Source organism: Flavobacterium sp. N502540, from assembly GCF_025947365.1.
Classification (GTDB): domain Bacteria; phylum Bacteroidota; class Bacteroidia; order Flavobacteriales; family Flavobacteriaceae; genus Flavobacterium.
On sequence record NZ_CP110012.1, the window covers coordinates 4,038,974 to 4,064,415 of the forward strand.

General features: G+C 38.1%; 13 protein-coding genes. 11 read left to right on the forward strand and 2 right to left on the reverse strand.

Annotation, left to right across the window (positions count from 1 at the left end):
* Window positions 1-177: 177 nt before the first annotated feature.
* The 5 genes from OLM58_RS17000 to OLM58_RS17020 all read left to right on the forward strand — a co-directional run bounded on the left by OLM58_RS17000 (window position 178) and on the right by OLM58_RS17020 (window position 18,653).
* The gene (locus OLM58_RS17000) at window positions 178-12,789 is read left to right on the forward strand and encodes a gliding motility-associated C-terminal domain-containing protein (RefSeq protein ID WP_264529829.1); all 12,612 of its coding nucleotides are present in this window, start codon (window positions 178-180) and stop codon (window positions 12,787-12,789) included.
* Window positions 12,790-12,835: 46 nt separating this feature from the next.
* On the forward strand, window positions 12,836-13,768 hold the full coding sequence (locus OLM58_RS17005; RefSeq protein WP_264529830.1) for a type IX secretion system membrane protein PorP/SprF: 933 nt from the start codon (window positions 12,836-12,838) through the stop codon (window positions 13,766-13,768).
* Between the two features lie 12 nt (window positions 13,769-13,780).
* Window positions 13,781-15,718 carry an OmpA family protein gene (locus tag OLM58_RS17010; protein WP_264529831.1) on the forward strand — a complete coding sequence of 646 codons (1,938 nt, stop codon included), beginning with the start codon at window positions 13,781-13,783 and terminating at the stop codon, window positions 15,716-15,718.
* A gap of 246 nt (window positions 15,719-15,964) precedes the next feature.
* Entirely contained in the window at window positions 15,965-17,971 is a 2,007-nt protein-coding gene (gene ligA, locus OLM58_RS17015; protein ID WP_264529832.1) for an NAD-dependent DNA ligase LigA, read from the forward strand.
* Complete coding sequence (locus tag OLM58_RS17020; protein WP_264529833.1) at window positions 17,958-18,653, forward strand: lysoplasmalogenase; 696 nt, start codon at window positions 17,958-17,960, stop codon at window positions 18,651-18,653. The genes ligA and OLM58_RS17020 overlap by 14 nt, the downstream gene beginning before the upstream one ends.
* Here the strand turns inward: OLM58_RS17020 and OLM58_RS17025 are convergent.
* Both OLM58_RS17025 and OLM58_RS17030 read right to left on the reverse strand, forming a co-directional pair.
* A complete protein-coding gene (locus OLM58_RS17025; protein WP_264529834.1) occupies window positions 18,643-19,554 on the reverse strand; it encodes a bifunctional metallophosphatase/5'-nucleotidase in 912 nt (303 codons plus the stop codon). The two genes, OLM58_RS17020 and OLM58_RS17025, sit on opposite strands and share 11 nt — an antisense overlap.
* A gap of 27 nt (window positions 19,555-19,581) precedes the next feature.
* Window positions 19,582-20,361, reverse strand: coding sequence for a 5'-nucleotidase C-terminal domain-containing protein (locus tag OLM58_RS17030; RefSeq protein ID WP_264529835.1), 780 nt, complete (start codon window positions 20,359-20,361; stop codon window positions 19,582-19,584).
* 47 nt (window positions 20,362-20,408) lie between these two features.
* Between OLM58_RS17030 and OLM58_RS17035 the strand changes: the two genes are divergently transcribed.
* The 6 genes from OLM58_RS17035 (at window position 20,409) to OLM58_RS17060 (ending at window position 25,422) form a co-directional block, all read left to right on the forward strand.
* Window positions 20,409-20,921, forward strand: coding sequence for a DUF6913 domain-containing protein (locus OLM58_RS17035; protein WP_264529836.1), 513 nt, complete (start codon window positions 20,409-20,411; stop codon window positions 20,919-20,921).
* Window positions 20,922-20,937: 16 nt separating this feature from the next.
* Window positions 20,938-21,819, forward strand: a complete 882-nt coding sequence (gene dapA, locus OLM58_RS17040; protein ID WP_264529837.1) for a 4-hydroxy-tetrahydrodipicolinate synthase — start codon at window positions 20,938-20,940, stop codon at window positions 21,817-21,819.
* A gap of 298 nt (window positions 21,820-22,117) precedes the next feature.
* Window positions 22,118-22,912: an outer membrane protein assembly factor BamD gene (locus tag OLM58_RS17045; RefSeq protein ID WP_017497141.1), complete on the forward strand. Its 795-nt coding sequence runs from the start codon at window positions 22,118-22,120 to the stop codon at window positions 22,910-22,912.
* A gap of 9 nt (window positions 22,913-22,921) precedes the next feature.
* Window positions 22,922-23,239: a DNA-directed RNA polymerase subunit omega gene (locus OLM58_RS17050; RefSeq protein ID WP_007807938.1), complete on the forward strand. Its 318-nt coding sequence runs from the start codon at window positions 22,922-22,924 to the stop codon at window positions 23,237-23,239.
* Between the two features lie 9 nt (window positions 23,240-23,248).
* Window positions 23,249-24,463 carry a bifunctional phosphopantothenoylcysteine decarboxylase/phosphopantothenate--cysteine ligase CoaBC gene (gene coaBC, locus OLM58_RS17055; protein WP_264529838.1) on the forward strand — a complete coding sequence of 405 codons (1,215 nt, stop codon included), beginning with the start codon at window positions 23,249-23,251 and terminating at the stop codon, window positions 24,461-24,463.
* Window positions 24,464-24,537: 74 nt separating this feature from the next.
* On the forward strand, window positions 24,538-25,422 hold the full coding sequence (locus OLM58_RS17060; RefSeq protein WP_264529839.1) for a DUF4835 family protein: 885 nt from the start codon (window positions 24,538-24,540) through the stop codon (window positions 25,420-25,422).
* The last annotated feature ends 20 nt before the right edge of the window (window positions 25,423-25,442 follow it).

The following is a 25,442-nucleotide window of genomic DNA, read 5'->3' on the forward strand; positions in this document are numbered from 1 at the left end:
TTCTGTTTAGAGTGTACAGCATGATTTTTTTTACTGAAATGTTGTTTACATTCTTAGGTATTCTGGGAATCTAAATTTTATTTCAACAAGTTGATTATTAGTGTTTTTTGAAATTGCCTAAGCATACGTGCTTATCGCAAGAGGTATTTTATTGTCCATTTTCTAATCTTCCAAATTATGAAAAAAAAATTTACTTTTTATGATCTTCTTATGAAGAGGAGATTATTGGGATTAATTTTTTTACTGCTCTTCTGCAATGAAAATTTTGCCCAGACTTTTTGTAGACCCATCTCTCAAACGAACAGTAGAGCAGGAGTATGTTTGGGGACTACAGAAGTACTAAACCCAACCTTTGCTTATGATGCAAATACAAGTACGTATGCATCATTAACCAATGCACTGGGTGTACTTTGTTCCGTGCAGGAAACAGTTAAATTTAGTCAGATGGCGAAAGCCGGCGACCAGATTGTAATTGTTTACGGATCAAATGCCGATTTGCTGGATGTTGGATTATTGTCTAATGCGACAATCCAGCCAAGCAATTCAGTCAATAGTACAAGCAGTACGGCATTGGCTTTAAACAGTCCGTTACTGAATGTGAACGCTATTAGTGGAGCAACTACAGGTACGATAAAGTATACCTTAACGGCGGATTCCGATCAGGTTAAGGTAGAAATAGGCGGATTGCTTAGTGTCTTGACCAATATACGCATATACGATGTGCGATTGGAGTTTGCAAAACCAACCATTACAGGTGGGGCAACTCAATCTGTCTGTGTAGGACAGTCTATTGCACTAACTGCAACGCCTGCTGCCGGAACTACATTGGCCTGGTACAGTTCGCCAACCTCTACCACAGCTCTTTCAAGCGTGAATACTTTTACAACGCCGGCACTAACCACAAGTACTACTTATTATATAGGTATAACAAGAAGTGCAGGTTGCGAAAGTGATGAAAGATTTCCGGTAACTATTAATGTTCTGGACCCGGTATTGCCAACGATAAGTACGGTGGGAACTTCAATTTGTTCTTCGGGAGCAACACAGGCAACTACCTTGTCGGTTATTAATCCGGTATTGGGAACAACTTACTCCTGGTACAGTGCGCCTACAGGCGGTGTGGCATTGAGTACGGGCAGTACTTATACACCAACCGTTCCGACAGGCGTGACCAATTTTTATGTCGAAGCATCGATTGGTTCCTGTGTGACACCAACACGAACTCTGGTTACTGTTACTTCAACTCCGGTTCCCGGGGTCGCTACTATTTTAACCCAAAGCGTATCTATATTATCCGGTCAGAATGCTACTTTAAGCGCTTCAACAGCTGAATCGGGAGTAACTTTGGATTGGTATGATGTGCCTACTGGTGGAACAAAATTATTAGGAGATTCAAATACATTTACCACTCCAATATTAGTAGCAACCAAAACATATTATGTGGAGTCTCGTACTATCGCAGGAGGCTGTGTGAGTGCTACCAGAGCTCCTGTTACGGTAACGGTTTTAGCGAATCCTTTAGGAGGATGTCTGGAAGCGAACAGTCAGCAAACTACTCAAAACGGTCTTTGCTTACTTTGCTCTTCAAGTGCCCAGAACAATTCTGTTGATGGGAATAGTGCTACTGCATCTTCTATAACACTTCCAGTAGGTTTGGTTAATGGGTGGATTCAGCAAACCTTACAATTTAATAATCCCGGAAAAACTGGTGATTTTATAGATGTTGATTTGGAGTTACCGGGAGGAATTGCTGATCTGAGCTTGTTAGGAGCTGTGAGTCTGGCTACTTATAATGGTGCGACTTATAATAATGATCGCACTTTTATCAATAACGCTCTGGTTACTTTACAGTTGTTGTCGGGGGATAAGTTTAGAGCGACTATTACTGCGGGAGCTAATTTTGATCGTGTAGAAGTTAGATTGGGCGGACTGGTATCTGCCTTAACTACTTTAAAAATTTATCAGGCTACTCATCGCTATAAGTTGCCATCATTTACAGGAAATACCACAATTTGTGGAGGACAAACGACTACTTTAACGGCAAATATTGTTGCTGGCGAAACTATTAAATGGTACGACGCGCTAACAGGAGGAACTTTATTAGCCAGCACAGCGGCTTATACTACTCCGGCTTTAACCGCAAATACGATCTATTATGTAGAAATTACTCGCGATGGTTGTGTGAATAGTGAAAGAAATCCTGTTTCTGTTACGGTAAATAATCCGATAGCTCCGGGAACGATTGTAGCCAGTCCTTTGAATTTGTGCAGTGGATCTTCAACAACAATTACCATTCAGTCACCGGTTGTCGGGACTGTTTACAAATGGTATGATGCAAGTTCCGGTGGGAATTTGGTGTTTACAGGTACTGTTTTCAATACACCAAATCTGACCGCGACGACTACTTATTATGTCGAAGCTTCAATCGCAAGTTGTATAAGTGCAACCCGTACACCGGTTACAGTCACTGTTAATCCAATACCTGCGGCTCCTGTTCCGGTAGTGTCACATATCATTATTCAGTCCGGTCAGGACGTAACACTTCAGGTTCAAAGCGTACCTGGAATTGCTGTCGGCTGGCACGATGCGCCAACCGGTGGCACACTTTTGGCTTATAATGTAAACAGTTTTACACCCAGTCCGGCTTTAACAGCCAGTAAAACTTTTTATGTTGAGGCAACCGACTTAACTACAGATTGTATTAATACTACAAGAGTTCCAATCGTTGTTACCGTAATTAGTGGTGTAAATAATTGTTTATTAGCTAATTCACAAGTAACTACTAAAGGAGGAACCACAAACTGTTTAACCTGTAGTTCCAGTGCAGATGGAAATTCTGTAGACGGTAATAATGCTACAGCTGCTACTCTTTCAATACCTATTGGTTTAGTAACGGATCATATTCAGCAAGATTTAACTTTTCCAACAACGGGGCAGGCAGGCGATATTATAGATGTGGAGCTGGGAATTCCTGTTGGACTTCTTGATATTAGTGCACTTTCTAATGTTAGCCTGCAAAGTTTTAACTCAGGGGTACCTAATGGAGATTTTAGTACGATTAATAATCTTCTGAATGTTCAGATCTTATCCGGAAATCGTTTCAAAGCAAGTTTTGTTGCAGCGGGTACTTTTACCAGTGTGCGTGTTCGATTAAATGGATTGGCTACTGTTTTGTCAAGTCTGGAGATTTATGAAGCTTCTTATAGATTTGCCAATGCAGTAATAACAGGGAACGCAACACCAATTTGTGCAGGGCAAACAGCTTCACTTACAGCAAGTGCTGCAGGTGGAGATACATTCGTGTGGTACGATGCTCCAACCGGAGGAAACATAGTAGCTGTGAATCCAACGGCTGCATTAAGTGCTACTACTACATTTTATTTAGAAGCTACACGTGGCGGAACTTGTATTAATACAGTTCGTCAGGCAGTTACGGTAACAGTTTTACCTCTGCCAACTGCTAGTGATATCAATATAACAAGTCCTGTAACAGCTTCTTGTGCCGGAGGTATTGTTTTGACTCCTTCTTCTCCTTTAGCAGGAGCAACATTCAAGTATTATTTAGATGCAAATAAAACACAGGAAGCAACCGGAACGATAGCCGGGGTTACTTATTCTAAAGATTTAGGAACAGGCGCCCTTACCATCAGCGGACTTACAGAGATAAATGCTCCTTATACCTATTATGTGTCTGTACTAAATGGAGGTATCTGTGAGAATGCATCAGGATTTCTTAAGGAAGTTGTTGTTAATTTCCCGACAGGTACTGTTTTAACGGTAACACCAACTTTGTCAGGTTGTGCTAAAGTAAGTCTGAAAGATGCGATTACAAATTTTGATACATCAGGAAACACTACTTATACGTTCTTTGATGCGGGAAATAATCCAATCACAGATCAGGCTGCGTCAAATATTACGGCAAATGGGAATTACTTTATTCAGGCTCAACTTACTGGAGGCAATTGTCCGTCAGTTAAGCTGCCTGTGGCAGTAACGGTTAATCCGTTACCAACTTTAACAGTACTAACAAATTCAATAGCGGTTACTAAAGGTTCTTCTGTTGCTTTATCAGCCACTTCAAACGGAACTATAACCTGGTACGATCAGCAGGGTAATGTATTGCCTTCAAATAATACAGGTGTTCTTAATACTGTTGGTGTTTTTGCTTATACCGTAGTAGCCAGCAATGGTACCTGTACAGTTAGCCAGACCATCACGATTAGTGTGATTGATCCTGCTGCCTGTGATACCTTGCAGGAAAGAGTGTACGCTAATACTCAGTCTTCAGGAACAATCATTACCGGAGGGGTAACTAATGGACCTCTTGCTGCCGATAATGATCCGAGCACCTATTCAACTATTACAACCGGTTTAGGGCTTTTGGGTATTGGAACGACCTGGCAAAACTTGCAATGGCCAACTACAATTGCCAAAGGAACACCGGTAACGGTAAAATTAGGTTTAGAAAACAGTTTGCTTGCTGTAGCACAAAGTATCTCAGTTGTAGGTACTAAACGTGACGGATCTAACAACCCTATCGATATTGGAACATTACAATCGGTTACGGGATCTTTATTGAATCTGTTACCGGGACAAAATTCATTCGAATATACTTTTGTTCCTTCTAATACTTCCGGACTTCAGGATTACGACGGTATCCGTGTGCAGCTGGGATCTGTTTTAAGTGTAGCACAAAATATCAATGTTTATGATACTTATTACAAAAGAGAAGTAGCTCAGATCACCTGTGGTCAGGGCGATATCGAAGATGTTTTCTCCGGTGTAAAAGATTTGGGAGTAGGTGCTTTAACGGCTACGGTTGGAGTTTCAAATCCATGGAATATAGCCGATAAAGATATTGCAACTTACGCAACAATGTTTAATGCTGTAGGAGTATTGGCAGCTTCAGAGCTGACAGCAACTTTTAGAACACCTTCTATGGTGGGTGACAGTTTAAGAATTGTAATTTCTAAACCGGGAACAGTTTTAAATCTTAATTTACTTACCGGATTTACCATTCAGCTTTACTCCGGAAATATTCCGGTTGGCGGACCAATTGCCAATACAAGCAGTCTTTTGACTTTAAAACTGCTTTCAGGAGATACAATGGCTATGACTATTGTTGCACCTCAAACGCAGCCTTACGATAAAGTAGTGATAACTTATGGAGGTGTTGCTACTGTTTTAGATCAGCTTAGAGTTCATTCAGTAGATCGTACAACCAATACAGAAGTGATAGGAGCCGATCCTGATAATAAAATAACGGTCTGTCCGGGAGCCAACCTCACGCTCGTCGTCCCTCCGAAGCCTTGTGCTGATTATGCCTGGTACGATTCGCCTACGGGAGGAAATCTGCTGGCCAGCGGTCAGACTTATACACTTCCTGCTACGTTAGCTGCCGGAACGTACAAATATTATATTCAGCCAATTCGTTACGGATGTCCGGCTCTCGAAAGAGGTGAAGTTACAGTAACTGTAAGAGCAACTGTTCCTGCAGCAACTATTACAAACGTAACTATAAATGGAGGTAGTGCGACTATTATTTGTTCTGAAAGCGGTACAGTAACGTTAGATGCTGTTTTAAGTGCTACACCAGTACTTACCAATCCGGTATACCACTGGTACAGTTTTGATGGCACAACAAGTCAGCTAATTCCTGGTCAGGTAACCTCTAAGTTAATAGTTACCGGTTTACTTCCGGGGACTTATACCTATTATGTTGGAGTAAGTTCTGACGAATATTGTGAAACTGCTCCGGCAGACAGAAAACAAGTGACTTTTACTATTTTGCCAAGCTCACTGGTAACCGATATTTCAATAAACAATGCTTCTATTTGTCATGATACACCTGCGGTACTAACACCGTCAAGCACTTTGACAAATCCTGTTTTCTCCTGGTATTTAGACGCGAACAAAACGCAGCCTATTTTTAGCGGAACAATTGGCGGAGTAACCTATGCAATTAGTGGTAGCGGAGTTTTAACCGCTACAGGTTTAACACCGGCAATGAGTCCGATGATTTATTATGTTGCCGTTTCAAGTGACTTTACATGCCAAAATAAAAATGGAGAATTAAGATTGGTGACCGTACTTATTAATGATCCGGGTACACCAACATCTACTACTTACAATCAGAATTTCTGTTTGATAAGTAATCCTACAGTTGCTAATCTTCAGGCCGATCAGACTAATGTGGTTTGGTACAGTGCAGCCACAGGAGGAGTAGCATTAAATCCTGCAACTGCTTTGGTAAGCGGAACCTATTATGGGGCGATCAGAGACCTAAATGGTTGTGAAAGCTCAGTTCGATCAGTTGTAACCGTAATCGTAAACGATCCGGGAACACCTGTGATTACTAAAACTACTCAGGACTTTTGTTTGGTTAATGCACCAACTTTTGCATCGATCGACGTAAGCCCGGCCGTTGCTGCCAATATTGTTTGGTACACGGCGTTGACCGGAGGAACCTTAATTCCATCTACTACAGCTTTAACTACCGGAGTTTATTATGCTGCTATCAAAGATCCTACGACTCTTTGTGAAAGCAATGTAAGATTAGCAATTACGATAAACGTAACTGATCCGGGAACTCCTGTGATTACAGAAACTACTCAGGATTTCTGTTTAGTCAATGCACCGACTTTTGCATCAATCAATGTAAGTCCGGCTGTTGCTGCTAATATTGTTTGGTACACAGCGTTGACCGGAGGAACTTTAATTCCATCGACTACAGCTTTGACTACCGGAGTTTATTACGCTGCGATTAAAGATCCAACAACTCTTTGCGAAAGCAATGTTAGATTAGCAATTACCATTAACGTAACCGATCCTGGAACACCAGTAATCACTAAAACTACACAGGATTTCTGTCTGGTAAATGCACCAACTTTTGCTTCTATTGATGTAAGTCCTGCTGTTGCCGCCAATATTGTTTGGTACACGGCGCTTACCGGAGGAACTTTGATTCCATCGACTACAGCTTTGACTACCGGAGTTTATTATGCCGCCATCAAAGATCCAACAACTCTTTGTGAAAGTAATGTGAGATTGGCAATTACAATTAATGTAACCGATCCGGGTACCCCAACTTTAGTTACTGCCGGAACACAAAACTTCTGTTTGGTAAATGCTCCAACTTTTGCAAGCGTTCAGTTTAATGAAGCGAATATTGTTTGGTACACGGCGCTTACTGGAGGAACCGTTATTCCTTCTACTACAGCTTTAACTAGTGGTACTTATTTTGCAGTAATTAAAGATCCAACAACTCTTTGTGAAAGTGCTGTTAGATTGTCCGTAACAATTAGTGTTACTGATCCTGGTACGCCAACTTTAGTCACAGCAGGAACACAAAACTTCTGTTTGGTCAATGCACCGACTTTCGCGAGTGTTCAGTTTAATGAAGCCAACATCGTTTGGTATACAGCGTTGACCGGAGGAACAGTTATTCCTTCTACAACAGCTCTAACCAGCGGTACTTATTATGCTGTAATCAAAGATCCGGTAACCAATTGTGAGAGTGCCGTAAGATTAGCGGTAGTGATCAGTGTTACCGATCCGGGAACACCAACATTAGTTACAGCAGGAACACAAAACTTCTGTTTGGTAAATGCGCCGACTTTTGCGAGTGTTCAGTTTAATGAAGCCAATATAGTTTGGTATACGGCGCTGACCGGAGGAACCGTGATTCCTTCTACTACAGCTTTAACCAGCGGTACATATTATGCCGTAATCAAAGACCCAATCACAAATTGTGAGAGTGCTGTGAGATTAGCGGTAACGATTAGTGTGACTGATCCGGGAACACCTGTGATTACAGAAACTACACAGAATTTCTGTTTGATCAATGCACCAACTTTTGCATCAATCAATGTAAGTCCAGCAGTTGCTGCCAATATTGTTTGGTACACAGCACTTACCGGAGGAACTTTAATTCCATCGACTACAGCTTTGACTACCGGAGTTTATTATGCTGCAATTAAAGATCCTGTAACTCTTTGTGAAAGTGCCGTAAGATTAGCGATTACGATAAACGTAACTGATCCGGGAACTCCTGTGATTACAGAAACTACGCAGAATTTCTGTTTGGTCAATGCACCAACTTTTGCATCGATTAATGTAAGCCCTGCTGTTGCCGCCAATATTGTTTGGTACACGGCGCTTACCGGAGGAACTTTGATTCCATCGACTACAGCTTTGACTACCGGAGTTTATTATGCTGCCATCAAAGATCCAACAACTCTTTGTGAGAGTAATGTGAGATTGGCAATTACAATAAACGTAACTGATCCGGGTACCCCGACTTTAGTTACAGCAGGAACACAAAACTTCTGTTTGGTAAATGCTCCAACTTTTGCAAGCGTTCAATTTAATGAAGCGAATATTGTTTGGTACACGGCGCTTACCGGAGGAACCGTTATTCCTTCTACTACAGCTTTAACCAGTGGTACTTATTTTGCAGTAATTAAAGATCCAACAACTCTTTGTGAAAGTGCTGTTAGATTGTCCGTAACAATTAGTGTTACCGATCCTGGTACGCCAACTTTAGTTACAGCAGGAACACAAAACTTCTGTTTGGTCAATGCACCGACTTTCGCGAGTGTTCAGTTTAATGAAGCCAATATCGTTTGGTACACAGCGTTGACAGGAGGAACCGTTATTCCTTCCACTACAGCTTTAACTAGCGGTACTTATTATGCTGTTATCAAAGATCCAATCACAAGTTGTGAAAGTGCCGTAAGATTAGCGGTAACAATCAGTGTTACTGATCCGGGTACTCCAACTTTAGTTACAGCAGGTACACAAAACTTCTGTTTGGTAAATGCTCCAACTTTTGCAAGCGTTCAATTTAATGAAGCCAATATAGTTTGGTATACAGCGTTGACTGGAGGAACAGTTATTCCTTCTACTACAGCCTTGACCAGCGGTACTTATTATGCCGTAATCAAAGATCCGGTAACTAACTGTGAGAGTGCCGTGAGATTAGCGGTAACGATTAGTGTTACTGATCCTGGAACACCGGTAATCACTAAAACTACTCAGGATTTCTGTTTGGTGAATGCACCAACTTTTGCATCGATTGATGTAAGTCCTGCTGTTGCTGCCAATATTGTTTGGTACACGACGCTTACTGGAGGAGCCTTAATTCCATCCACCACAGCTTTGACCACTGGAGTTTACTACGCTGCAATCAAAGATCCAATCACAAGTTGTGAAAGTGCTGTTAGATTAGCGATTACCATCAATGTAACCGATCCGGGAACACCTGTAATAACAAAAACGACTCAAAATTTCTGTTTGTCCAATGCACCAACTTTTGCAACAATCGACGTAAGTCCTGCTGTTGCTGCTAATATAGTTTGGTACACTGCCTTAACCGGAGGAATTTTAATTCCATCGACTACAGCATTGACAAGTGGTACCTATTATGCCGCAATCAAAGATCCGGTAACTCTTTGTGAGAGCAATGTGAGATTGGCGATTACCATTATTGTAACCGATCCTGAAGCACCAATTATTACCAAAACTACTCAGGATTTCTGTTTGGTAAATGCGCCAACTTTTGCAACAATCGACGTAAGTCCAGCCATTGCTGCCGATATTGTTTGGTACACAGCTTTAACCGGAGGAACAGTTATTCCTTCTACAACGGCTTTAACTACCGGAATTTATTATGCTGCGGTTAAAGATCCGGTATCAGGATGTGAAAGTACAGAAAGAGTACCAATTACAATCAATGTTACTGATCCTGGTACACCAACATTAGTAACAGCGGGAACGCAAAACTTCTGTTTGGCAAATGCACCAACGTTTGCAAGTGTTCAGTTTAATCAAGCTAATATTGTTTGGTATACTGCAATAACCGGAGGAACGGTGATTCCGTCGACCACAGCTTTAACCAGTGGTACTTATTATGCAGTAATAAAAGACCCGATTACAAACTGTGAAAGTGCCGTAAGATTAGCGGTAACCATTAATGTTGCTGATCCTGGAACACCAACACTCGTAACAGCTGGAACACAAAACTTCTGTTTGGCAAATACGCCAACCTTTGCAAGTGTTCAGTTTAATCAGGCAAACATAGTTTGGTATACTGCGCTGACTGGCGGAACGGTGATTCCTTCCACTACAGCTTTAACCAGTGGTACTTATTATGCAGTGATAAAAGATCCTGTATCAGGATGTGAAAGTGCCGTAAGATTAGCGGTAACCATTAATGTTGCTGATCCTGGAACACCAACATTAGTTACTGCGGGAACACAAAACTTCTGTTTGGTAAATGCGCCAACTTTTGCAAGTGTTCAATTTAATCAGGCAAATATTGTTTGGTATACAGCAGTAACTGGAGGAACGGTGATTCCTTCTACAACAGCTTTAATCAGCGGTACTTATTATGCGGTAATAAAAGATCCTGTTTCAGGATGTGAAAGTGCTGAGAGATTAGCCGTAACGATCAGCGTTACTGATCCTGGAACACCAACTCTGGTAACAGCAGGAACACAAAATTTCTGTACGGTAAATGCACCAACCTTTGCGAGTGTTCAGTTTAATCAGGCAAATATAGTTTGGTATACTGCAATAACAGGAGGAACAGTGATTGCATCGACCACAGCTTTAACCAGCGGTACCTATTATGCAGTAATCAAAGATCCGGTAACCAATTGTGAGAGTGCAGTAAGATTAGCCGTAGTGATCAATGTTACTGATCCTGGTACACCAACACTGGTAACAGCAGGAACACAAACCTTCTGTACCGTAAATGCACCAACGTTTGCAAGTGTTCAGTTTAATCAGGCAAATATTGTTTGGTATACAGCACTGACTGGAGGAACAGTGATTCCTTCTACTACAGCTTTAACCAGCGGTACTTATTATGCAGTAATTAAAGATCCTGTATCAGGATGTGAAAGCGCCGTAAGATTGGCGGTAACAATTAATGTAACCGATCCGGGCACGCCAACAACAACAGCTGCAACTCAGGTATTCTGTTCAGGAAATAATCCAACGGTTGCTAATATTCAAGTAAACGGAAGCAACATCGTGTGGTATACAACTGCAACTGGCGGAACTGTCGTTGCGGGAACTACACCATTGGTAAATGGTGATTATTATGCAGCGATAAAAGATCCGGTATCCGGTTGTGAAAGCAGTGTCAGACTGAAAGTTACTGTAACTGTCGGAATTTCTAAAGATCCAACCACAACTGCTACGGCTCAGAATTTCTGTTCTACAAGTGCTCCAACTTTTGCAAGTATTCAGGTTAACGAAAGTAATGTAGCCTGGTTTAGCAGTGCAACAGGTGGAACAGCAATTCCATTGACAACCGCTTTAACTTCCGGTACCTATTATGGAGAAATCACAGATCCGGTAACTGGATGTAAAAGTGCTAATCGTTTGCAGGTTGTTATTACCATTGTAACTCCAATGGCAACACCTACAACTAGTGCAGCAACTCAAAACTTCTGTTCAGTAGATGCACCAAAAGTGTCTAACATTCAGGTAAATGAATCCGGCGTAATCTGGTACAGTACTCCAACAGGCGGAACTGCTATTCCGGCAGCTACAGCTTTAGCTACTGGTACTTATTATGGAGTAATCGCAAGCAGTTCTGGTTGTGAAAATCCAATTAGACTGGCTGTTGCAGTAACGGTAAACACACCGTTTAGTGTTACTACTCCAAGAACGACGCAAGTATTTTGTTTATCAGCAGGGCCAACAGTTCAGGATATTGTAGTAAATGAGCCAAATATTGTTTGGTATGCAACTACATCTGGAGGAACTCCTTTGGCAGCCAATACACCTCTTGCTGCAGGAACTTATTATGCTGCGGCACAAGGTAATATTACCAATGGCTGTGGAGCAGTTCCTAGATTAGGAGTGACTGTTGCATTTGACAATGATGCATTGGTTCCTATTACTACGACGGATGATACGCCATGTGTATTCCAGGGAATTACTTATTCAATTGCCAATGGAAAATCAAATTATGTATGGTCAGTTTCTAACGGAACAATTACTTCAGGCGGAGGACTTAACGACGGTTCTGTAACCATTTCCTGGTCAGATATTGGACCGGGTAAAGTTGAGGTTGAGTATATTAATACTTGTAACGAGAGAACTACAAAATCATTAAATGTAACTGTAGCAACTTGTTCTGATCTAACGATAACCAATACAGTTAGCAATCCGAAACCTAATTTTGGTGATCAGATAACATTTACCGTAACAGTAAATAATATTGGTCAGGGTAATTTTATCAATACGATCGTTAGCGATTTATTACCTAGCGGATATAATTTGATAAGCGCATCTACAACTGCAGGAACATACAATTTGTTATCCCAAATTTGGACGATTCCAACGTTGAATGCAGGACAAAGTGTTGTGCTCACAATTGTAGCAGAAGTATTGCCAGGTGGTAAATATTTAAACGTTGCAACTGTCGAGACTTCCACTCCGTTAGATGTAGATCCATCAAATAATTCGGCTTCAGTTTCTGTTGAACCAATTTGTTTGACCGTTTACAATGAATTTACTCCAAACAATGACGGGGCAAATGATTTGTTCAGAATTGATTGTATCGAAACTTATCCAAATAATGAGTTGAAAGTGTATAACAGATACGGTTCATTAGTATATAGTAAACAACATTATGAAAATGATTGGGACGGAACCGCTAATGTATCCGGAGTTATCAACAGAGGAGATATGCTGCCAACAGGTACTTATTTCTATGTGATAGCAATAGGAGACGGGACGGTTAAAAAAGGATGGTTATCTATAATGAGATAAGCAGCCGTATTAATCATCTAATTAATTAAACTTAATAAGTATCGTTATGAAACTATATATAAAATCATTAGAATCGTATTTTATTTTAATATGTTCTTTTATCACATTTTGTGCCAGCGCACAGCAGGATCCGGAGTACACGCAATACATGTACAATACGATGTCGGTGAATCCAGCTTATGCAGGATCTACAGGAACCATAGAGGCGACGCTTTTACACCGTTCGCAATGGGTTGGAATTGATGGAGCACCAGAAACACAATCGTTTTCTGTTCATTCACCGCTTCGAAACGAGATGATTGGTTTAGGGTTAAGCGTCGTTAACGACAAAATTGGCCCGTCGAACGAATTGTATATCGACGGAAACTTCGCTTACTCAGTTCCTCTGGGATATGAAAAAAGACTCGCATTCGGGTTGAAAGCAGGTATGCGAATGTTAAATATAGACTGGTCAAAAGGGCGATTCTATAATGATAATGATGTATTACTGAATCAGAATATTAATAATCAATTGAAACTGGCTGTAGGAGCAGGGGTGTACTATTACACTAACAAGTGGTATGTAGGGCTTTCGGTTCCAAGCTTTATCAGAAGTGATTATTACAATGATATTCAGGAATCAATATCTTACGATCGATTACATTACTACCTGATGGGAGGTTATGTTTTTGATCTGAATCCGAACTTAAAATTTAAACCGGCATTTTTGGTAAAAGCAGTGAGTGGAGCACCACTTACTGCTGATATCTCGGCAAATTTTATGATAGCAGAAAAGTTTGTAATAGGAGGATCTTACCGAACAGACGACTCGCTAAGTATTCTGGCAGGTTTTCAGATATCCAGAAGTTTTTATGCGGGCTATGCTTTTGATTATACCGTTAGTGATTTGAATAAATACAATGATGGATCACATGAGATCATCTTGCGTTATCAGTTTACTAAAAAGCAAAGTAAAATCAAATCACCTCGATTCTTCTAAAACATAAATTCTATGAAAAAACTATATATCCTCAGTTTAGTCTTGAGCATTACCTTTGGTTTTGCTCAAAAGACTAATTTAAAAAAGGCCGACGCATTGTTTAGAAATTTCTCTTATACCGATGCAGCTAAAGCTTATGAAGAGTGTTTGCAGAATATAGAGAATCCAACAGCACAAACCATAAAAAATGCTGCAGATTCCTATTATTTTATTTCCGACGGAAGAAATGCGCTTCGATGGTATAAAAGACTGTATCAGATACAAGGGAATAATTTAACCGACATTTATTACCTGCGTTATATTCAGTCTATGAAAGCCGTGATGGATTATGACGAAGCCGATAAAATCACCAAAGAGTATCTCAATAAAAAGGGAGATCAAAAAGAGATTAATCGGTATGTCGCCCAGAAAAAACAATTGGACAGTCTGGCCAAAACAAAGTCTTTGTACAACATTAGAAACTTAGACATTAATACCAGTAAATCTGATTTTGGGGCTACTTTTTTTCAGGACCGAATTGTATTTTCATCGGCCAGAGATACTACAAAGTTTGCCGATAAACTCTACAACTGGAACAATCAGCCCTTTCTGAATTTGTATATTGCAGAAAGAAATCTTGCCGATGGTGGCTTGTTCAACGAAAAATTGTTTATCCCTAATGTGATGACTAAATATCATGAAGCCACAGCCTCGTTTGATGCCAGCGGAAAAACAATTTATTACACCTCTAATATTGTCAAGAAAAACAAATTAGTAGTCGACCAGGACAGAATCAATAACTTCCAAATTCTAAAAGGATCTTTGGTTGACGGAAAAGTAGAAAATCCTCAAAAAATATTCTTTGACAGTGACGATTATTCGGTTGGGCATCCTAGTTTAAGCGACGATGGTAAATTACTCTTCTTCGCTTCCGATATGCCGGGCGGTTATGGAGAAACCGATTTGTACGTAGTGAAAATTGCAAACGACGGAACCATCAGTTCGCCTCAAAATTTAGGACCAAAAATCAATACATTAGGGAATGACTTGTTTCCATTCTTTCGAAACGGAATACTTTATTTTTCTTCAGACGGACATTATGGCTTGGGAGATTTAGATGTGTACGAAAGTAAAATGTTATCCGATGGGAGTTTTTCGACACCACAAAATTTAGGAGCTCCGGTAAACAGTAATAAAGACGATTTTACTTTTGTGATTGATAAAACCGGAAGTTATGGATATGTATCTTCAAACAGAGCAGGAGGAAAAGGCGATGATGATATTTATTCCTTTACTAAAGGACAACCCGTTTGCAATCAGAATATTTCAGGAAAAGCAATCGATCATAAATCAAAAGCACTTTTAGCCGATGTTACAGTAATTGCTTATGATTCGTACAATGAGGTTTTGGCAGAAACTAAAACCAATTTTGATGGCAAATATGCAGTCACTGTTCCTTGTAACAAAACAGTTCGTCTGGTAGCTTCAAAATTTAATTACAGTGACGATGAAAAAACAGTTGCCACGACCAAAATCAATGAAGCTGAAATTACCGATATTGATTTTGAGCTTAGTAATTATGATGATCTGGTAGTGAAAAAACAAGGTGTCGAAAAAGTAGACGTTAATCCGATTTATTTTGATTACGACAAATACAATATTACACCTTTGGCTGCCACTGAACTGGATAAAGTAGTATTTGTGATGCGAAAATTTCCTAAAATCCGCATCAAAATTGAGTCCCATACCGATTCCAGAGGTAAAGATGCTTATAACCTGAAACTTTCAGATAATAGAGCTAAATCAACACGTGATTATATCCTTTCACAAGGTATTGACACTGCAAGAATCGAAAGTGCTATTGGTTATGGTGAAAGCCGTCCGATCAATAAATGCAAAAATGGTGTAAAATGTACCGAGGCGGAACATTTGTTAAACAGACGCTCAGACTTTATTATAATTCAAAAATAGAGTTACATTTTTAGGCTAATGATTTGATTGTTAGTTTGAATTTGTAAAATGAAGAAACCATTTGGAAGTTGGTTTTTATTAATTCTTTTTTAAGAAGAATGGGCAGGAAGAAAATCAAGTTGCATCTTTTTGCAACTTGATTTTTGAGTTTATAAAACTTTCGGATTTTACTGTTTTTGAACAAAAATAATCCTAATTTTGGTATTCAATTATTCAAAATCAAAACCTCCGGTATTTTAAAATCTTATGAGTATTCAAGAAACAATTCAGGCTTTACGAAACGAACTTAATCAGCATAATTACGATTATTATGTGTTAGACAACGCTACAATTTCTGATTATGATTTTGATATTAAGTTAAAGGAGCTTCAGGATTTAGAAAATAAACATCCTGAGTTTTTTGATGAAAATTCCCCAACTCAGAGAGTAGGAGGTACTGTGACCAAGAATTTTAAAACAATTGCACACCAATACAGGATGTATTCTTTGGATAATTCCTATTCTAAAGAAGATTTACTGGATTGGGAAACCAGAATTCAGAAAGTTTTAGGAAATGTAGATCTGCAGTATACCTGCGAATTAAAATATGATGGAGCTTCGATCAGTATTACTTATGAAAACGGAAAACTGGTTCAGGCTTTAACAAGAGGAGACGGTTTTCAGGGAGATGAGGTAACCAACAACATCAAGACTATAAAATCGATTCCTTTACAATTAAAAGGGAACTACCCGGATAAATTTGATATTAGAGGAGAAATAATTCTGCCTTTTGCCGGTTTCGAAAAAATGAATCAGGATCTAATTGAAATAGGAGAAACACCCTATTCAAATCCCAGAAATACAGCTTCAGGAAGTTTGAAATTACAGGATAGTGCTGAGGTTGCCAAACGTCCGTTAGAATGTTTGTTGTATTTTGTTACAGGAAACAATTTACCATTTACTTCCCAGTTTGAAGGATTGGAATCTGCCAGAAATTGGGGGTTCAAAGTACCTAACGAAGCAAAACTGGTGCAAAATATGCAGGAAGTTTTCGACTTCATTGATTATTGGGATGTACACCGTCATAACTTACCTTACGAAACCGATGGGGTAGTCGTAAAAGTAAACAGTATTCAGCATCAGGAAGAATTAGGATACACCGCAAAATCTCCACGTTGGGCCATAGCTTATAAATTCAAATCAGAGCAGGTTTCTACCACACTTCAGTCTATTTCGTATCAGGTAGGCCGTACGGGAGCAATAACACCCGTGGCCAATTTAGAACCGGTACAATTGGCCGGAACCATTGTAAAAAGAGCCTCTTTACACAATGCGGATCAGATTGAAAAATTGGATATCAGAATCAATGACACCGTTTTTGTAGAAAAAGGAGGAGAGATCATTCCGAAAATAATTGCCGTCGACCTGTCAAAACGCCCAGAAGATTCAGAAGTTACTGCATACATCACACATTGTCCGGAATGCCAAACCGAATTGATTCGAAATGAAGGAGAAGCCAATCATTATTGCCCTAACTTTTATGGATGTCCACCACAGATTATTGGAAGGATTCAACATTACATTTCAAGAAAAGCAATGGATATTGAAGGACTTGGCGGCGAAACAGTTACTTTGCTTTTCAATAATGGATTGGTGCATAATTATGCCGATTTGTATGAATTAAAAGTAGAAGATATTTTACCTTTAGAGAGAATGGCGCAAAAATCTGCCGAGAATCTGGTAAAAGGAGTAGAGAAATCAAAAGAAATCCCATTTGAGAGCGTTCTTTTTGCCTTAGGAATTCGTTTTGTAGGTGAAACGGTAGCCAAAAAACTGGCGAAACATTATAAAAATATTGATGCATTACGTCAGGCTACACTGATGGATTTGATTTTGGTAGATGAAATTGGAGAAAGAATTGCCAAAAGTGTAATTGAATTTTTTGAGAATAAAGAGAATCAGGAAATTATAGACCGCCTCAAAAGTTACGGTATTCAGTTTGAAATTGTAGAGAAGATAAACCCGAATGCTACCGAAAAATTTATCGGAAAAACATTTGTGGTTTCAGGAGTTTTTACTCAATTCTCCAGAGATGAATTGAAGAAAACTATTGAAGACAATGGTGGTAAGGTAGGAAGCTCTATTTCGGCAAAAACAGATTTTGTTGTCGCAGGAGATAATATGGGGCCGGCAAAATTAGAAAAAGCCAGTAAATTAAATATCCCTATTCTGTCTGAAGAAGATTTTATAAACAAACTAAATGAAAGCGAATAAACCGTCGTTGATTTTATTTTTTTTAGCATTATTGTGCACGGCCATTTTTGACTGGACCGAGCTGTTTTTATTTGCGACTTATGCCAAAGCCATTGTAATTCCTTCGATTTTTATTTACTTTTTGATTAGCACCGAATTCAATATCGGGAAAATCGAAGGGGTTATCTTTTTTTTCAGCTTTATTGGTCAGGTGTTTAATCTAATGGATATTGAAAGTTCTGAACTGGGAGGAGTTTTGTGTTTTTTAGTCGTTTATCTTTTAATTATCCGACTTTATCTGGGAGGGCATGAAAAAATAAAACTGGAAAAAAAAGATTTTCTTCCAGTTTCTATAGTAGTTATTTTTATCGTATATCTCTTAGTATCAGCATTGGGAATGCAATTTGATAATATGAAACGATTTAGTTTGATCTATATGATCTACGGAATTGTCTTAAGTGTGTTAAGCTGTTTGTCCTTCATTAGTTATATTACAAAAGGAACCTACTTAGCTTTACTCATGTCATTAATGGCAATTTCCTATATCTTTTCAGATATATTCTATATTTTCAATGAATACTTTTCCTATTCCGTAGTCCTGGTACTGATCCGGGATGTCACTCAAATTTTAGCATACTTTTTTATGGTCGAGTATTTCCTGGAAAAAACGAAAACCAAAAAAAAGAAAAGCGCTAAACAATAATTGATTTCCCTTCGTTTGTGTGAGCTTTGTTCTTATCGAAGTAAAAGTCTATTCTTCCTAAATTGATTCCATAGCAGCCTACCTGATTCACCAAAACATCCTGATTGGCTTTGTTTTTTACAACAGTTGGTTTGTCTAAGAAAGTATGTGTATGACCTCCAATAATCAAATCAATATCCTGAGTTTGAGCAGCCAGTTTTAAATCACAAATTTTAGATTCATCATCTTTGTACTTGTATCCAAGGTGTGACAGACAAACAACCAAATCGCATTTTTCTTCTTTCTTTAACAATTGCGTCATGTCCTGTGCAATTTCTACAGGATTGTTGTAAATTGTTTCTTTATACATTTGTTTGTCAACCAAGCCTGCAAGCTCAATTCCTAAACCAAAGACCCCTACTTTAATTCCGTTTTTATTGAAAATTTTATACGGTTTTACAAGGCCGTTCATCACCGTATTTTTAAAATCATAGTTCGAGCAGATAAAATCAAAACTAGCGTGAGGCATTTGTGCATGTAATCCGTCAAGACCATTGTCGAAATCGTGGTTTCCAATAGTCGATGCGTCGTATTTCATCATACTCATCAGTTTAAATTCCAGTTCCCCTCCATAATAATTAAAGTAAGGAGTTCCCTGAAAAATATCGCCGGCATCCAGTAAAAGTACATTTGGATTTTCTTTACGAATCGTTTCTATAAGTGCGGCTCTGCGTGAGACACCACCTTTGTTTGGATTACGAGGATCATCAGCCGGAAATGGATCAATATGGCTGTGAACATCGTTAGTATGTAGAATGGTTAAGTGTTTGATATCGTTACTTTCAAAACTGCTCAACGACAAACCTAGACTTAATAAGGCAGTACTTGCAGCTGTTTTTTCGATAAATTCTCTTCTTTTCATTTTGTATGTTTTTGCGAAATGGGATTTTTATTCTTCTGTAATTCGGATGTCTTTTGCTACCGGAATCGTATCAACTTCTTTAAAGTAATCAATTAATACATCTCTCAGTTTGTAGTTCAGATCATATTTTTGAACACTTTTTGCGAAAAAAGACATACTGTCTCCGCCATTTGCCAAATAATCATTTGTTGCTACATAGTAAATTTTATTAAGATCAAGAGGTTTTCCCTGAATCATAATGTTTTTTGCAGTCTTGTCTTTTGCAATAGTAAAAGTCATACCTGATAAAGGCTGTGCTTTTTGCGCTTTAATAATATAGGAAGTCATTTCTAAAATTTGATCCCCCTTTAAAGCCATAACCACCATACTGTTTTCAAAAGGCATAATTTCAAATGCTGTTCTGTTGGTTACATTTCCTTTAGGTAATATAGCTCGGATACCACCATGATTTAGTAAGCACAAATCAATTCTTTTCTTCTCGCGTGCCTCAAAAACCAGGTTTCCTCTTTTAACACAAACGTCAGCCATAAGGTTACCAATGCTGGTTTGCCATTTCCCTGTACTTTTATCAAGAGTTTCAGGGCAATAAGCCAGAACATTATCTAAATCCTTATTAATGTGATCACGATAAGGTTTAATAAAGTTCTCAATAGCAGGCGTTTCAGTCCCTTTTTCAGTTATCGGAAGTTGCTTTCCTTCAATTTTTGTTAGATTATAATTTTTCTGGCTACAGGAAAATATAAAAAAAAGTGTTAAGAATATAACAAAAAGTTTCAAAACTCCGTTATACTTTTTTAGTTTTACCATCTTAAATGCGACTTAAATAATTAATTTTGTAATCTGGTAAAAGTACTATGTTTTTAAATTATATAAAGGAATTTTTTGTAAAAAAATCATTAAAAAATAACTTGAATAATGTCAAAAACGAAGTGTTTACAAGTAATGTGCAAACAATTGGTTTACTGATCGATGAAAGTAGATTTGATCATTCAGAAGACCTGATAAAGGAGTTAGTCTCGAAAGGAATTACTCCTGAGAACATCAAAATTGCAGTGTACAAAAGTAAATTTAGCGAGAAACAAACGTATGCAAGACCAACTTTTGGACAAAAAAGTGTCAGTTGGAAGGGGGAGATTACGGAAGGTTTCTTAAATGAATTTATAAAAACAGAATTTGATCTTTTGATTAGTTATTATGACATTGAAATGGCCATTTTGATGCTGATAACTGCCAGGTCAAAAGCGAAGTTTAAAGTAGGATTCGCATCAGTAGATGAAAAATTAAATCGATGGATGATTGATACTGCTATAAAGAATTACAAACTTTTCGTGCACGAATTGTTTAGATATTTAAAGAGTATAAAATAAAATTATAAAGTAGAATATGCAATCATTAATAGGAACTGGTGTTGCGCTTGTAACCCCATTTAAAAAAGACTTTTCAGTAGATATCGAAGCTTTACAGCGCATCGTTAATTTTTCGATAGACGGTGGTGTTGAGTATCTTGTAGTTATGGGGACAACGGCAGAAAATGCTACTCTGACACAAGCCGAAAAAGAACTGGTGATTAAAACGGTTATAGATACTAATAAAGGAAGACTACCGTTAGTACTTGGAGTTGGTGGAAATAATACCATGGAAATTGTAGCCGAATTGAAAACAAGAGATTTTTCTGCTTTTGAAGCTATACTCTCTGTTTCTCCGTATTATAACAGACCAACACAAGAAGGAATCTATCAGCACTTTAAAGCTATTGCAGAAGCTTCTCCAATTCCTGTGATTTTATATAACGTTCCGGGAAGAACATCCAGTAACATGCTGCCGTCAACAGTAATTCGCTTGGCGAATGATTTTAGTAATGTGGTAGCGATTAAAGAAGCTGCCGGAGATATGGCTCAGGCTTTACAGTTGATTAAAAATGCACCGGAAGGTTTTCTGATTATTTCGGGAGATGATATGATTGCTTTGCCAATTGTTTTGGCAGGCGGAGCAGGGGTAATTTCGGTTATCGGACAAGGTTTTCCAAAAGAATTTACAGAAATGATTCGTTTGGGACTCAATAAAAAGGTAACTGAAGCGTTTAAAACACAGTATCTTTTATCTGATTGTATTGATATGATTTTTGAGCAGGGAAATCCTGCCGGAATCAAACAAGTTTTTCAAGCCCTTGGTATTGCTGAGAACACAGTTCGCCTACCATTGGTATCTGTTGATGATTCATTAGCAGGCAGATTGAATGAATTTGTAAAAAACAGCATAAAATAAGCATGAGATTGTCGGTATTTTATTAGAGTCTGTTTAGAATTTATTTTTGAGGTTTATTATCAAAGGATTTTCGAGCGAAACAAGACAAGTTTTTATAGAATAGTAGCGCTATTATATAAAAGAATAACGAAGTTGCAGTTGAAAATTATGATAAGAAATCCAATAAATAAAATTTAAACAGGCTCTGTACCAAAAAATATTTTGTAGTAGCTAAATTAATAACTAAATTTGCCACCGAAACTTCGGTGTGATTTTGCTTTGGCATAATTGTCTAAGGAATCATAATAAAAGTAAGAAAATGAAAAAAATAGTATCTCTGTTAATTATTGTTGTCCTTTTTTGTTCTTGTAGCGAATACCAAAAGGCATTAAAGAACGATGATGTTGCTGCAAAATTCGAAGTTGCAACGAAAATGTACGATGCAGGTAAATATTCAAAAGCCATACGTCTTTTTGAACAATTGGCATCTTCTTACAGAGGGAAACCTCAGGCAGAGAAATTATTTTACATGTTCTCACAATCTTATTACAAAACAAAGCAATATTACTTAGCAGGTTACCAGTTTGAGAGTTTCGTTTCCGGTTATCCCAGAAGTGAAAAAGTTCAGGAAGCTGCTTTTTTAGGAGCATACAGTTATTCTAAATTAGCGCCTGTTTACAGCCTGGATCAGACAGACACTGTAAAAGCCTTAGAGAAATTACAAACTTTTATTGAAAGTTATCCAAATTCTGAGTATATCGCTCAGGCAAACGAAGCTGTAAAAGTTTTAAATGGTAAACTGGAGAAAAAAGCATACGAAAACGCTAAAGGATACAATACAATTTCTGATTACAAATCAGCATTAATCGCTTTTGATAATTTTATTGCTGATTTTCCGGGAACACCGTTAAAAGAAGATGCATTGTTTTATAAATACGATTCAGCATATAAATTAGCAATAAACAGTATTCCTTCAAAAATGGAAGAGCGTTTAAATGTGGCTAAAGTAGCTTATGGAAACTTGATTAAGTTTAATGGTGCTACGAAGTATAAAAAAGAGGCAGATGAAATGAATGCCAGAGTGGAAACAGATTTACAAAAATTTACTAAATAAAATAAAGTCATGGATTTAAAAAAGACGAATGCTCCTGTAAATACAATAACTTACAATAAAACAGTTATTGAAGAGCCAACAGGAAATGTGTATGAAGCAATTACCATTATGGCTAAAAGAGCAAATCAAATTAACTCTGAAATTAAAAAAGAATTGACAGAGAAATTGGAAGAGTTTGCTACTTATAATGACAGTCTTGAAGAAGTTTTTGAAAATAAAGAACAAATCGAAGTTTCTAAATTTTACGAAAAATTACCAAAACCTCACGCTTTAGCAGTTCAGGAGTGGTTAGACGGTAAAACATACCACAGAGGTTCAAACAAATAATATAGTATAATGTCAGTTTTAAACGGGAAGAAAATTTTACTAGGGGTTTCTGGTGGAATTGCAGCCTATAAAACAGCCTCATTAGTACGACTCTTTATAAAAGCAGGTGCACATGTCCAAGTGATAATGACACCTGCTTCTAAGGATTTTGTGACTCCACTTACCTTATCTACACTATCAAAAAATCCGGTACATTCCAGTTTCTTTAATCAGGATGATGAAGATGCTGTCTGGAACAATCACGTTGATTTGGCTCTTTGGGCCGATTTGATGCTGATTGCACCTGCAACATCCAATACCTTGTCTAAAATGACAACAGGGAATAGCGATAATCTTTTAGTAGCTACCTATTTATCAGCCAAATGTCCGGTTTATTTTGCACCGGCAATGGATTTGGATATGTACAAACACCCTTCGGTCTTGTCTAGTTTTACGGCCTTAAAAAGTTTCGGAAACATTATGATTCCGGCTGAAAGCGGTGAGTTGGCCAGTGGTTTATCCGGAGAAGGGAGAATGGCTGAACCCGAAAATATTATTGCCTTTCTGGAAGCCGATTTAGAAAGTAAATTGCCTTTAAAAGGGAAAAAAATACTAATTACTGCCGGTCCAACATACGAAGCAATCGATCCTGTGCGTTTTATAGGAAATCATTCTTCGGGAAAAATGGGTTTTGATCTGGCAAATGAAGCAGCAAACTTAGGCGCTCAGGTTATTTTGGTTGCGGGACCAACACATTATAAAGCTAAAAATGGTTTAGTGGAAGTGATCAATGTAGTTTCGGCGCAAGATATGTATGATGTCTGTCATGAGTATTTTAACAATGTTGATGTAGCAATCGCTGCGGCTGCAGTAGCTGATTACAGACCAAAAGTAGTCGCTTCACAAAAGATTAAGAAAGCGGCAGATGAATTTTCGATTGAACTTGAAAAAACAAAAGATATTCTGGCTTCATTAGGAGCGATAAAGAAAAATCAGTTTTTAATTGGATTTGCATTGGAAACTGAGAATGAAATTGAAAATGCGAAGCTGAAAATTCAGAAAAAAAACTTAGATTTGATTGTTCTAAATTCCTTACAGGATGAAGGAGCAGGTTTTAAAAAAGAAACCAATAAAGTTACCTTTATTGATCAGGATTTTAAAATCGAACCGATGGAATTAAAATCAAAAGAATCTGTTGCTGTTGATATTTTAAATAAAGTGGTTTTGCATTTTGCGAAATCATAAGGATTTAGAGTAAACAAAGCAATAACAAGGATAGTAAGTCTGTTATATGCTGTAATCAAAATAATATCTTTCGTATGAATAAACTAGTTACTTTTTTAGCATTTTTAATCTTTGGCTTCACACAAGCACAGCAGCTAAATTGCACTGTAACTATTAATACAGAAAGATTACCCAATCCCAATCAGCAAGTATTTAAAACACTTCAGACTTCGTTGTCGGAGTTTGTAAATAAAACAGATTGGACGGGAACAGTCTTAAAACAAAACGAGCGAATCAATTGCTCGATGTACATTACGCTGTCGTCAAACAGTTCCGATCAGTTTTCAGGTACCATTCAGGTGCAATCCTCAAGATTGATTTATAATTCTACTTATTCTTCACCAATATTAAATTACAACGATAAAGATTTTAACTTCAGGTATATTGAATATGAGCCTTTGTTGTTTAATCCGACCACGTTTGAGTCTAATTTAGTATCTGTAGTTTCTTTTTACAGTTATTTAATTTTAGCGATGGACGCAGATAGCTTTCAAATGGGAGCAGGAAGTCAATATCTTGAAACCGCTCAGAATATTGCAAGTGTAGCGCAGCAAGGAGGATCAAAAGGCTGGAGCCAGTCAGACGGAGTTCAAAACCGTTATTATTTGATTACCGATATGATTTCGCCAATGTACAGCGATTTACGTCAAACCATGTTCATGTATCATAATGGTTTAGATGGTATGAGTCAGGATTTGAAAGCCTCAAAAGAAAAAATCAAATCAGCCTTGATGCTTACCGGAAAATTGAATTCGGTAAAACCTAATGCCTTTTTGACCAGAGTTTTTTTTGATGCCAAATCAGACGAAATTGTCTCTATATTTTCTGGAGGACCAAGTATTCCGATTACAGATCTGACCGATGTCTTAAATAAAGTATCTCCGTTGAATACCGCCAAATGGTCGCAGATAAAATTCTAGTCCATTTTAATTACTCTCTT